Source organism: Cupriavidus sp. 2KB_3 (genome assembly GCF_052115685.1).
GTDB lineage: Bacteria > Pseudomonadota > Gammaproteobacteria > Burkholderiales > Burkholderiaceae > Cupriavidus > Cupriavidus campinensis.
In genome coordinates this window covers 178,313-190,671 of record NZ_JBFRHD010000007.1, presented here as the reverse complement: position 1 = coordinate 190,671, position 12,359 = coordinate 178,313, and the positions used below count along the sequence as shown (strand labels likewise).

Below are 12,359 nucleotides of genomic sequence, written 5' to 3'. Positions count from 1 at the left end.
ACACGGATGCCGCCGAGCATCCGGTCACACAAGACCCATAAAGGAAGGAGACACCCGATGAAGAACATTCGCTGGATTCGAGGCGTGCTGGGCGCCATGGCCTGTACCGCCGCACTGGCTTCTGGCCATGCCGCTGCGAAGTGGCCGGAAAAGACCGTCACGCTGGTGGTGCCCTATGCGCCCGGTGGCGGCACCGATATCGTCAGTCGCCTGGTCGCGCAGAAGCTGTCCGAGCGTTGGGGGCAGTCGGTGGTGGTGGACAACCGGCCCGGCGCCAACGGCGTGATCGGCTCCAGCCACGTTCACAAGTCCGCCCCGGACGGCTACACGCTGCTGATGGTGGTGGGCTCGCACGCGATCAATCCCGTGCTGATGAAAAGCCTGCCTTACGACACAGTGCGTGGCTTCTCCCCGATCACGCGCCTCGCCATCTCGCCGATGGTGCTGGTCGTATCCAAATCCAATCCTGCGAAGTCGCTGACCGACCTCGTCGTTGCCGCCCGTAGCCAGCCGCTTGGCATCGGCTACTCGGAAGGCCAGACGCGACTGACCGGCGAACTGCTGCGCCAGGCGGGCAATCTCAAGACCATTCCGGTGTCGTACAAGGGCGGCGCGCAGATCATGGTCGATGTCATCGGCGGCCATGTGGGCGCCGGATTCACCAGCGTACTGACAGCATTGCCCCACGTGCAAAGCGGCAATCTGCGCGTGATCGGCGTGGCGGCGGATCAGCGCATGTCGCTCTTCCCCGATGCGATGACGTTCAAGGAAGCCGGACTCGATGGCGTGGAATCGCTGAACTGGTATGGCCTGTTCGGGCCGGCGGGCATGTCGCCGGCCATCGTGGAGCAGATCCATCACGACCTGCAGCAGGTCACGCAGGACCCGGCGCTCGCCAAGCAGATGAAGGACCAGGGGGCTACCATCGTCCTGACCCCACCGACGGAGTTTCGCGCCTTCCTCGACAAGGAAACGCGGAAATGGGCCGACGTGGCCAAACGCGGTGGCATCCAGCCCGAATAGGAAATCCCCATGGATCTTGAACTGACTGAAAAGCGCGTACTGATCACCGGCGGCAGCCGCGGCATTGGCCTCGCCTGCGCCCGCGCGTTCCTGCGTGAAGGTGCCAAGGTGGCGATCATCGGACGTAGCGAGGCCAATCTCGCCGCCGCGCGGACCGCACTGGTGGCCGATGCGCCGGGCGCCGATCCGTTCACGGTTGCGGCCGACCTGAGCGACGCGGCGCAGGCCGCGCACGCCGTTGACGCCGCAGCCACCGCACTGGGCGGCATCGACATCCTGGTCACGTCCGCCGGTGGCGCGCGCCGCACCCCGCCTGCGGAGCTGACGCCCCAGTCGTGGCGTGATGCGATGGACGCGAAGTACTTCAGCTACATGCACGTCATCGACCCGGTCATCAAGCGCATGGCCCAGGCCGGGCACGGCGCCATCGTCAACGTCGTCGGCATGGGCGGCAAGGTAGCGAGCCCGACCCATTTGCCCGGCGGCGCCGCCAATGCCGCCCTGATGCTGGCAACGGCGGGGCTGGCCAGCGCGTACGGCCGGTTCGGGGTGCGGGTGAACGCCCTCAACCCGTCAGCCACGCGCACCGAGCGGCTTCAACAGGGCCTGGAAGCCGAAGCCAAGCTGGCTGGCACAACGGTCGACGAGGCCCTCGGCAAAGCCAACGAACGCACCGGGCTCGGGCGGCTTGCCGCGCCCGAAGAGATCGCCGATGCCGTGCTGTTTTTCGCGTCGGCACGCGCGTCCTACATTTCGGGGGCAATCCTGTCGATCGACGGCGCCACCACGCCCATCGTCGTCTGATGTCGTCCGATGTCGTCTGATTGCACCAAAGCCGTACCCGTCGTTCCGCAGTACCAGATTGCAGATAACAGGCGAATAACGCCGAACTCACAGTTGCAGCAGGAGGAGACCCTATGCACCGCCGTACCCTCGTCAAGGCGCTATGCGCCGTTGCCGCCGCCGTTGCCACGCCGGCCATCTCCGGCACCAGCGCCTTCGCGCAAGACTACCCGTCGCGCCCGATCCGGCTGATCGTGCCGTTCGCGCCGGGCGGCGTTTCGGATACCAGCGCCCGTGTGATTGCGGACAGGCTGGGCCAGCGCCTTGGCCAGCAGATCGTGGTCGACAACAAGCCCGGTGCCTCGGGAAATATCGGCAGCGCGATGGTGGCCCAGTCGGCGCCCGATGGCTACACGCTGCTGCTCGGATTCGACGGCACCATCGTCATCAATCCGCATGTCTTTCCCAAGGTGCCGTTCGACCCGGTCAAGGACTTCGTGCCCGTCGGAAAGATTGGCGATGCGGCGCTGATCCTGATTACCCACCCGTCCGTCCCGGCCAAGAACCTGAAGGAACTCGTCGCGTATTCGCAGACCCGGCCCGAAGGGTTGTCATATGGCAGCGCCGGCACCGGCAGCACGCCGCACCTGGCGGGCGAGCTGCTCAAGGCCCGCACCGGCCTGAAGATGACGCACATCCCCTACAAGGGCGGCGGCCAGGCGATGGGCGATCTGGTGGGCGGCACGCTGCCGGTGCTGTACACGGCCGTGGCCGGCGCGCAGCAATACGTGAAAACCGGCAAGGCCACCGCGATTGCCGTCTCCGGTGCGAGCCGCGTATCGACGCTGCCGGATGTGCCGACGCTGGAGGAATCAGGCGCCCCAGGGCTGGTCAGCGACTCGTGGGTGGGATTGCTGGCCCCCGCCAAGACGCCAAAGGAGATCGTCGACCGGCTGTCGAGAGAGTTGAATGTCGTGGTCAACCAGCCCGAGACGCGCGAACGGCTCGCTACGTTGGGCATCGATCCGGTCGGCAATTCATCGGAGGCGTTTGGCAAGCAGATCCAGGCGGACCTGAAGAAGTACGGCGAGGTCGTCAAGACCGCCAACATCAAAGTCGAGTGAGACGCGCGCGGCTAGCGGAACCGGAACATCCCTTGCCAGAACGTCTCGAACGCACTGACGGGTTTTTCCGCTTCCGCTGGGGCCCCCGGTGACGGGGCGGCCCCGGCTTTGTCCCCCGCCCTGCGCGACTCATGCAGCGCCCAGACGCTGTCGGCAATGCGTCCGGCAAGGTCCGCCTCGCAATCCCGGCCCAGCAGCACGCCGAACAGGACATCGCGGGTGTGCCCATCGTCGGCAAAGCGCATGGCGATGGCGACCATCTTCTCGTAGTGCTCCTGCGCCGCACGCCTGGCCGCTTCCTGTGCCTCGCGCGCCTCGGCTTCCTCGGCCGCTTGCTCGGCTTCCCAGCGGCGCATTTCGCGTTCGAAGACGTCGTCGTAGACCTGTCGCTGCTCGGCATCGGACAGGATCGAATAGGCATCGCGAATCTGCTGGAAGGCCGCATGCGCCTCGGCTTCGCGACCGGGGTTGCGGTCCGGATGCCACTTCATCGCCGCGCGGCGATAAGCGAGCTTGATCTCGTCGAGGGTGGCATCGGACTGTACGCCAAGCGTCGCGTAGAGCGTATTCATGGGAGCGGGGCGGGGCGGGGCGAAAAACGGAGGTGTCCATCCTAGCATGCCGCACTGCATCAAATTTCGCCGCCGGCCCCCGCCAGTTCCTTGCGCATCCGCACGGCAACCCCAATTCGCTTGAAAGGATCGGGCGGAATCCAGTTGGGCTGGCTGTTGGCGAGGATGAAGTCGAGCGCGGGACTTTGCATGCCGGCCATGAACTCAGCCATGTAATGGCCCAGGTAAGTGCCTTTGGCCACACCCACACCGTTGCAGCCCACCACGCTGTAGACGCCCTCCGCTTCCTGCCGGAAGATCGAATGATGATTTCGCGTCACGCTGATCATGCCGCCCCAGGTGTGTGCGAATGGCTTGGTCGCCAGTGCCGGGAAGCGCGCCTCAAATGACAGCCGGTGCTGGTGCATGGCCTGGCGCAGGTCGGCGTCAGACGCAAGCAGCGCGGGACGGTAGTGAAAAGTATTGCGCACGAAGATCCGCCGATCCGGGGTGTAGCGGACGGTGGTGCCGGCGGGATGCGCGGATGTGGTGCCCCAGGGCGCCACACCATCGAACAGGCCCATCTCATCGGGCGTCAGCGGCTCGCTCAGGCTGGCGTAGGTGAAGACGGTGGCCAGGCGGTTGCGAACCTTGCCGAAGGTCTCGCTGAAGCTGCCCACCGTCAGCACAAGCTTGTCCGCCCGCACGGTGCCACCGGCGAATTCCAGCACATGCGGAGGGCCGTCATGGCATGCCGTCACCGGACTGCCGGTGAACAGCGTGACCGATTCAGGAAGGCTTGCCGCCAGACCGCGCACCAGCGATGCCGGATTCACCAGCACGTTGCCGGGGGTGTAGATGGCGGCCTGGTAGTACGCCGTGCCCAGCCGCCGCGAGAGCGCGGCGCCTTCTACCAACTCGTAGTCGAAGCCGGCCCGTTTCAGTCCCTGCGCGAAGCGTTCCAGCGCGTCCATGTGCCGCGCTTCATGGGCGGCCATGTACTTGCCGGCGTCCTGCCATGCGCAATCGATGCCATGGCGATCCTTGAGGCTGCGCAGCCGCTCGATGGCGAACAGGTTCAGCGTGTGGAGCTTACGGTTCGATTCGGCGTCCGCCTCGCCTCCATCCACGTTGTGCGGCACATCGATGATGAAGCCAGCGTTCCGGCCCGATGCACCCTGCCCCACTTCGAGCGCATCCACCAGCGCAATGCGCGCTTGCGGATGCAGCTCGGCCAGGCGCCGTGCCAGCGCCACGCCGGTAAAGCCGGCGCCCACCACGGCGTAATGGAAATGATGATGGCCGTGCAGCCGCTGGCCGATGGCCGCGTGACGGGAAGGCGATGTTTCGAACCAGCCGAGCTGGCCGTCGATGGCGGGAAGTTTGCGAATCTGGGGCATGGCGTCGATCTGCGCGTGAGGCGCGAGCGGCATTGTAAGGCGTTGGCGCGGCAAGGGGCCCAGACCCTGAGTTGGCGGCGCTGCGCAGCTGGTCTCCGCCAAAGTCGAGGGAAGATAAAAAAAACGCCGCGATCCCTGCGGACCGCGGCGTGTCAATGTGCCGATCAGGCGGCACCCACTATGCCGCCCTTCGCGCCTGTATCAGGCGCCGATCGGCTTGCCTTGGTTGTGCCGGATGACGACCGTGGATGAGCGTGCCGGGAGGCTGGCGCTCGGCCATTTGTCGTTCGGATGCTGGATGTTCACGAAGAACGTCGTCAGATCCGGCGTGTATGCGAGACCGGTGATTTCGCAGCCGTGCGGGCCGACCAGGAAGCGCTTCACCTCGCGCGTGACCTGGTCCACGTAGTGCATCGAATTGGCGCCGAAGATGTCGGTGGTGCTGGTGCCCGTGCCCGCATCGGTCTGCACCCACAGGCGGCCCTTCGGGTCCACGCGGATGCCGTCCGGGCTGGAGAACGTGTCGCCCACCATGTTGCCCTTCAGGTTCGCCGCCGCGATGGACGGGTCGCCGGCCAGCAGCAGGATTTCCCACGTGAACTTGACCGCCAGCGGCGAATCGCCGGTTTCCTTCCAGCGGATGATGTGGCCGTGCGAGTTGGTCACGCGCGGGTTGGCCGCGTCCGTCACCTGACGGCCGCCGTTGTTGGTCAGCGTGCAGTAGACGGTCTTGTCCAGGCCCACCGTGATCCACTCCGGACGGTCCATCAGCGTGCCACCGGCCACGCGGGCGGCGGCCTTGGTGTTGATCAGCACGTCGGCCTGGGTGTTGAAGTCGATGGCCACCGGCGCCGGCGGCACGACCGACTGCGTGAAATTGCCCGGGTCCGAGGCACCCGCCACGAGGCCGTTCTTGCCCTGGGTCAGCTCGATCCAGTCGCCCGATCCGTCGGCATTGAACTTGGCCACGTACAGCGTGCCGTTGTCGAGCAGGCTGGCGTTGTTCAGGCGATTGGTCGCGTCGAAGGCGGCGCTGGGGATGAACTTGTAGATGCAGCCCGGCGTGCCATCGTCGCCCATGTAGAACGCCACGCGATTGCTCGAATCGGTCATGAACGCGGTGTTCTCATGGTCGAAGCGGCCCATGGCGGTACGCTTGACGGGCATGCCAGAGATCTGCTGGAGGGGGTCGATCTCCACCACCCAGCCGTAGCCTTCGTCAGCTTGCGTCGGGTCCAGGTAGTTGTCGGTGGTTTCCTCGCAGGTCAGGTAGGTGCCCCACGGCGTATGGCCGCTGGAGCAGTTGTTCAGCGTGCCAACCACGGTGCCGCCCACCACGCTGGCGGCCGGGCCCGAGACGCGATACAGCGTGTTGCCGGTGTAGCGCTTGTTGTACGTCGAGTTCTTCTTGACCTGCCAGGTATTGGCGACGAATTCGACCTCGATCACCGACACGCCAACCGACGACAGCGCCAGCCGCTTCTGCTCAGGCGTGGCGGTGCCGGCGTTGTACGAGCCCGAGAACAGGATGGCGCTGTCCATGGCCTCGTGGTTCATCACCAGCAGGCCGCCCTTCAGCGGGTCCGTGCCCGGGATCTCGAAGTAGTGCATGCCGTCGTGGTTGCCGCCGGCCTGGCGCTCGGTTTCCGCCGACGACTGGAACGCGCCCGTGTAGCCCACCGAGCCCGCTTCCACCGGGTCGCCTGCCGAGAACAGCACGGTATACGAATAGTTGGTCGGCAGCGTCACGGTGTCGGCGGTCACCTTGTCGGCCACCGGCGTGAAATTGATGCTGTAGTCCAGCGGCTGCACCGGGGTCGGCGTGGGGGCCGCGCCGGGTCCCGGGGCCGGTGCCGGCGTCGGAGCGGGATCATCATCGCCACCACAGGCCGCCAGCAGGCTGCCGCCGCCGAAGGCCGACAGCAGCGACAGGCCCAGACCGCCACGCAGTACCTTGCGGCGCTCGGGGTTGGCGGCGACGATTTCCTCCAGCGTCTGGCCCGGAACGGTGACCGAGCCCTGGGCTTCACGGCGCGGGGCGCGGAACTTATCTGTGATGTACGACATGAGTAGAGACCTCCAGTTGTATGGGAAACCACCGGGCTTCTGATGTCCCGGAGGCGACTTGCCGGCCCAGATACTAGCGATCACAAATGACGGTTTCGTTACATCATGTCTGCTTGGCAATGCATGTCCGACAGATGAGGCTGAGAGACATTTCAGCGGCGATGATCGCAGCCCTTTTTTGCATTTTTGCGACGCCCCGGCCGGCGCCCAGCGGCGGTCCAAGTGATGGTTGTTGCGCTTTCAACACCTTGTCACAGTCCGTTCATAGGATGGCGTCCGGCCTGAACGATTAGAGGTCGTTCCCACTGCGGCGACATGGCGAGCCCTGCCATCCGGTTGCCGACCCACACAAAAAGGACGAGAAAATGCTGGACAAACTCAATGCATCGCGCCGCAAGGCCCTGAAACTCCTCGCCGGCGCGCCGATGCTGCCGCTGGGCATGGGTTCCGTTTCCCTGCTGGCCGGTTGCGGCGGTGACAGCGACGCTGCCACGCCGGGCACGCCCGCCACGCCGGGCGCCACCCCCGCGACGTTCGCCTCCGCCGAATTCACGGGCATGGCCGCGCCGACGCTGGCCAACCCGGCCGCGATGGCCACCACCACGGTGGGCTCGTCGCTCAAGGTGACCATGAGCGACGGCACCAGCCAGACCTACAAGCTGGCCTACCAGCCGTTCTTCATCACCGGCGACGAAGTGTCCGACGGCAACGGCGGCAAGATCCTGGCCGGCGGCTACGTCGACATCAACAACCAGCCGATCATCGACCGCTCGGTGGCCGGCAAGGAACGCCAGTTCTTCTCCGATTCGCCGGACGGCACCTCGCTGCTGAAGATCGACAGTGCCAAGGTGGCCGGCGTGACCGGCAACACCGTGTTCGCCGTGGTCCAGTTCGAATACAACACGGCCGACCAGGCTGGCGTCTCCACCTACGGCTGCCTGCCGTCGCCGATCGCCGTCCTCACGCTCGACCAGAACCCGACCACCGGCAAGCTGTCGCTGGTCAAGTACCACAACGTCGATACCTCCAGCGCCAACGGCCTGTGGATCACCTGCGGCGCGAGCCTGTCGCCGTGGAACACGCACCTGTCGAGCGAAGAGTACGAACCGGATCCGTGGACCGCAGACGCCGCCCTGCTCACGCAGTACACCAAGTACGCCACCAGCCTGTACGGCAACGCCAGCATTCCGCTGAACCACTACCTGTACGGCCACCTGCCGGAAGTCACGGTGAACGCGGACGGCACGGGCTCGATCAAGAAGCACTACTGCCTGGGCCGCATCTCGCACGAACTCGTGCAGGTGATGCCGGACAACCGCACCGTGCTGATGGGCGATGACGCCACCAACAGCGCCATGTTCATGTTCATCGCGGACAAGGAGAAGGATCTGTCCGCCGGTACGCTGTACGTGGCGAAGGTGGGTTCGGGCTTCTCGGTCGATCCGGCCGCCGCCGGCGCCGCGCTGACCTGGATCAAGCTTGGCCACGCCACCAGCGCCGAAGTGGAAGCGATGGCCAAGTCCCACCGTCCGCAGGACATCATGGACGTGAAGTGGGCAGACCCGGTGGACACCAGCTACACCAAGATCTTCGCGAACGGCATCGCCCAGTGGGTCAAGGTCGTACCGGGCAAGGAGCGCGTGGCCGCGTTCCTGGAAACCCACCGCTACGCCTACCTGGCCGGCGGCAGCATGGGCTTCACCAAGATGGAAGGCACCACCGTCAACATCAAGGACAAGATCGCCTATTCCGCCCTTCAGAACGTTCAGGACTCGATGGTGCTGAACAACGCCAAGGGCTGGAACGCCGCCAGCAACATCAGCGTGCCGGCCGCGCTGAAGGCCGGCGTGGTGATGCAGCACAACCTGACCGGCGGCCAGACCGACACCAGCGGTGCTGCCATCGCCAGCGAATGGGTGCCGGTGCACACCAAGGCGCTGATCGCCGGGAAGGACATCGCCGCTGACGCGCTGGGCAACACGGCGGATCCGGAAACGATTGGCAACCCGGACAACCTGAAGTTCTCGGAAAAGCTGCGCACGCTGTTCATCGGCGAAGACAGCGGCCAGCACGCCAACAACTTCCTGTGGGCGTACAACATCGATACGAAGAAGCTGAGCCGCCTGATGTCGGTACCGGCTGGCGGCGAATCGACGGGCCTGCATGCCGTGGACGAGCTCAATGGCTGGACCTACATCATGAGCAACTTCCAGCACGCGGGCGAATTCATCGGCACCATGCCCGCCGGCGTGAAGACCACGCTCGATCCGCTGGTACGCGCCAACTACAAGGACAAGTTCGGCTCCGCCGTCGGTTACCTGACCGCCGATGCCACCAGCGTCAAGCTGGGTTGATGTCCTGAAGTACCCGGGCCATCCGCACTGCCGGGTGGCCCGGTCATGTGGCAAAAATCCCACGCCCAACGGGCACCACCCAGTCTCATTACCGATCAACGCCCGCAATTCACGCGGAACGGGAATATGTCATCTTTAGCCTATTGAAGTCCTGAATAAGGGCGGATAAGGTTCGGCGAATAATATTTTCCACGGTGATATATGTTATTCGCGACATATATTGCACGCCCCAATCTGGAAATCCAAATGATTCATTTCGAAACGGGACGCAGCACGTCTTCATTTGCCCTCGGTGCCAGACCACCCAGGTCCGTGGCGCGCGCACGTCCGGTGTGTGCCGCCCCCGTTTCCACCGCGTAGTAACTTGTCGGATCGCCCCGGGGCCACAAACCCTCTCAAAGCCCGGGGGTGCCGATATGTCTGGGGGTAATTCGTCCAGGGCGTGACGGGGTCAACCGCGCTGCCGCCAGAGCAGCCGGGCGCGCCAGGCCAGTGGGGACGAACTACCCGGTATTCCCATGTCCCGGAGAATGTTCAACATGAGCAGCGTGATCAACGATGGTGGCAGCCCGTCCTACGGGCGAGCGCCGTTCTTTTCCAAGGAAGCGACCTACGCCAAACCGGGATTTTCCCGTTGGATGGTCCCGCCCGCCGCGCTGGCGGTGCACCTCTGCATTGGCCAGGCCTATGCTTTCTCGGTATTCAATGCCCCCCTGTCCAAGGTAATCGGTATTACCGAATCCGCGCCTGACGACTGGAAACTGACCACGCTGGGCTGGATTTTCTCGCTGGCCATTTTCTTCCTCGGCATTTCGGCCGCCTTCGCCGGCAAATGGCTGGAACGCGTGGGCCCGCGCAAGACCATGTTCACGGCGGCCTGCTGCTTTGGCGGCGGTTTCCTGATTTCGGCGCTCGGGGTCTATACGCACCAGATCGTGCTGCTCTACCTCGGCTATGGCGTGCTCGGGGGGATTGGGCTGGGCCTCGGCTATGTCTCGCCGGTCTCCACGCTGATCCGCTGGTTCCCGGACCGCCGCGGCATGGCCACCGGCATGGCCATCATGGGCTTCGGCGGCGGCGCGATGATCGCCGCGCCGCTGTCCGTGGCGCTGATGAATACCTTCAAGAGCGCCACCTCGGTCGGCGTGACCCAGACCTTCCTGGTCATGGGCGTGGGCTACTTCATCTCGATGACCATCGGCTCGCTGGCGATCCGCGTCCCGCCGCCCGGCTGGAAGCCCGCCGGCTGGACCCCGCCGGTCACCACCAACAAGATGATCACGCGTAACCACGTGCACATCGACCAGGCACTGAAGACGCCCCAGTTCTACCTGCTGTGGCTGGTGCTGTTCCTGAACGTGACCGCCGGCATCGGCGTGCTCGGCCAGGCCTCGCTGATGATCCAGGAAAGCTTCAAGGGCTCGGTCACCCCGGCCGCTGCCGCGGGCTTCGTGGGCCTGCTGTCGCTGTTCAACATGGGCGGCCGCTTCTTCTGGGCCTCGTCGTCGGACTGGATCGGCCGCAAGAACACCTACTTCGTGTTCTTCGCGCTGGGCGCCGTGCTGTACTGGCTGGTGCCGCAACTGGGTGGCGCCGGCAGCATCGCGCTGTTCGTGCTGGCCTACTGCGTGATCATGTCGATGTACGGCGGCGGCTTCGCCACCATCCCGGCCTACCTGGCCGACATGTTCGGCACGGCCTACGTGGGCGGCATCCATGGCCGTCTGCTGACCGCCTGGGCCGCCGCCGGCATCGCCGGCCCGGTGCTGGTGAACTACATCCGCGAATACCAGGTGGCGCACGGCGTAACCGGTGGCGCGGCGTACACCATGACGCTGCACATCATGGCTGGCCTGCTGGTCATCGGCTTCCTGGCCAACCTGCTGGTCTCGCGCGTCAGCGAGAAGCACCACATGAGCGACGCCGAAGTGGCCGGCATGGCCGGTGTGGCGGGCGGCGCGCACTAAGCATCTAGAACGGAGTCATCCATGGAAAACCAATCTCTTGACGCGCAACCGACCAACACCGGTCTGCTGGCGGTGTTCTGGCTCTACGTGCTGGTGCCGCTGGTCTGGGGGGTGTCCAACACCATCACCCAGGCGCTGAAGCTGTTCCAGTAACACCGGACAGCCAGTGAGGCAGTGACGGAAGGGCCGCGGCAACGCGGCCCTTTTCATTTCCTCCTACACTTGTCGGGTTGCCCCGCGCGGGGCCCCTTCCCCCCTTTCCCCCCTCCCCACCCAGTTGAATGGAGTCGCCATGAAGATCGATCTATCGGGCAAGACCGCCCTCGTCACGGGTTCCACGGCCGGCATCGGCTTTGCCACGGCCAAGGGGCTCGCCGAGGCCGGCGCACGCGTCATCGTCAACGGCCGCAGCAGCGCCAGCGTGGAGCAGGCGCTGGCCAAGCTGAAAGCCGCCGTGCCAGACGCCCAGGCGGTAGGCTTTGCCGGCGACCTGGTCGATGCGGCGGTGTGCGACAAGCTGGTCGGCACCCATCCCGACATCGACATCCTCGTGAACAACCTCGGCATCTTCCAGCCGCAGGACTTCTTCGACATCCCCGACAGCGAGTGGACGCGCTTCTTCGAGGTCAACGTGCTGACCGGCGTACGGCTCTCGCGCGCCTACGCCAAGGGCATGGCCGCCCGGAAATGGGGCCGGATCGTGTTCATCGCGTCGGAATCCGGCATCAATATCCCGGTGGAAATGATCCACTACGGGGTCACCAAGACCGCCCAGCTGGCCGTCTCGCGCGGGCTGGCCAAGCAGCTGGCGGGGACCGGCGTGACGGTCAATGCGGTGCTGCCGGGACCGACGCTGTCCGAAGGGGTGGAGGCAATGCTCAAGGACGAGATTGCCAAGAGCGGCAAGAGCGCCGAGGAAGTGGCGGCTGACTTCGTCAAGGCGCACCGCAGTTCGTCGCTGATCCAGCGCGCGGCCACTGTGGAGGAAGTGGCCAATATGGTCGTCTATGCGTGCTCGAAGCAGGCATCGGCCACCACCGGCGCGGCGCTGCGGGTGGATGGCGGCGTGGTCGATACGATCATCTGAACA

Annotated in this window: 10 protein-coding genes; 7 read left to right on the top strand and 3 right to left on the bottom strand. The window is 65.2% G+C overall.

Features of this window, described 5'->3' with window-relative positions; all coding sequences use genetic code 11:
• The first annotated feature begins 57 nt into the window (after positions 1-57).
• The 3 genes from AB4120_RS09610 to AB4120_RS09600 all read left to right on the top strand — a co-directional run bounded on the left by AB4120_RS09610 (position 58) and on the right by AB4120_RS09600 (position 2,930).
• Positions 58-1,023, top strand: a complete 966-nt coding sequence (locus AB4120_RS09610; RefSeq protein WP_149138099.1) for a Bug family tripartite tricarboxylate transporter substrate binding protein — start codon at positions 58-60, stop codon at positions 1,021-1,023.
• A gap of 9 nt (positions 1,024-1,032) precedes the next feature.
• The gene (locus tag AB4120_RS09605) at positions 1,033-1,827 is read left to right on the top strand and encodes an SDR family oxidoreductase (protein ID WP_149138100.1); all 795 of its coding nucleotides are present in this window, start codon (positions 1,033-1,035) and stop codon (positions 1,825-1,827) included.
• Positions 1,828-1,940: 113 nt separating this feature from the next.
• Positions 1,941-2,930 (top strand): Bug family tripartite tricarboxylate transporter substrate binding protein, encoded by a 990-nt coding sequence (locus AB4120_RS09600; protein WP_149138101.1) that lies wholly within the window; start codon positions 1,941-1,943, stop codon positions 2,928-2,930.
• Positions 2,931-2,941: 11 nt separating this feature from the next.
• Here AB4120_RS09600 and AB4120_RS09595 read toward each other — a convergent pair whose 3' ends face one another.
• The 3 genes from AB4120_RS09595 to AB4120_RS09585 all read right to left on the bottom strand — a co-directional run bounded on the left by AB4120_RS09595 (position 2,942) and on the right by AB4120_RS09585 (position 6,948).
• Positions 2,942-3,502 carry a J domain-containing protein gene (locus AB4120_RS09595; RefSeq protein ID WP_149138102.1) on the bottom strand — a complete coding sequence of 187 codons (561 nt, stop codon included), beginning with the start codon at positions 3,500-3,502 and terminating at the stop codon, positions 2,942-2,944.
• Positions 3,503-3,561: 59 nt separating this feature from the next.
• Positions 3,562-4,881 (bottom strand): NAD(P)/FAD-dependent oxidoreductase, encoded by a 1,320-nt coding sequence (locus AB4120_RS09590; RefSeq protein WP_149138103.1) that lies wholly within the window; start codon positions 4,879-4,881, stop codon positions 3,562-3,564.
• A gap of 201 nt (positions 4,882-5,082) precedes the next feature.
• Entirely contained in the window at positions 5,083-6,948 is a 1,866-nt protein-coding gene (locus AB4120_RS09585) for a PhoX family protein (RefSeq protein ID WP_149138104.1), read from the bottom strand.
• A gap of 365 nt (positions 6,949-7,313) precedes the next feature.
• Here AB4120_RS09585 and AB4120_RS09580 point away from each other — a divergent pair, with 365 nt between their 5' ends.
• The 4 genes from AB4120_RS09580 to AB4120_RS09565 all read left to right on the top strand — a co-directional run bounded on the left by AB4120_RS09580 (position 7,314) and on the right by AB4120_RS09565 (position 12,356).
• Positions 7,314-9,302 carry a PhoX family protein gene (locus tag AB4120_RS09580; RefSeq protein ID WP_149138105.1) on the top strand — a complete coding sequence of 663 codons (1,989 nt, stop codon included), beginning with the start codon at positions 7,314-7,316 and terminating at the stop codon, positions 9,300-9,302.
• Positions 9,303-9,841: 539 nt separating this feature from the next.
• On the top strand, positions 9,842-11,269 hold the full coding sequence (locus tag AB4120_RS09575) for an L-lactate MFS transporter (protein WP_441642177.1): 1,428 nt from the start codon (positions 9,842-9,844) through the stop codon (positions 11,267-11,269).
• Positions 11,270-11,290: 21 nt separating this feature from the next.
• The gene (locus AB4120_RS09570; protein WP_144196465.1) at positions 11,291-11,422 is read left to right on the top strand and encodes an MFS transporter small subunit; all 132 of its coding nucleotides are present in this window, start codon (positions 11,291-11,293) and stop codon (positions 11,420-11,422) included.
• 139 nt (positions 11,423-11,561) lie between these two features.
• Complete coding sequence (locus tag AB4120_RS09565; protein ID WP_144196464.1) at positions 11,562-12,356, top strand: SDR family NAD(P)-dependent oxidoreductase; 795 nt, start codon at positions 11,562-11,564, stop codon at positions 12,354-12,356.
• Positions 12,357-12,359: the final 3 nt, after the last annotated feature.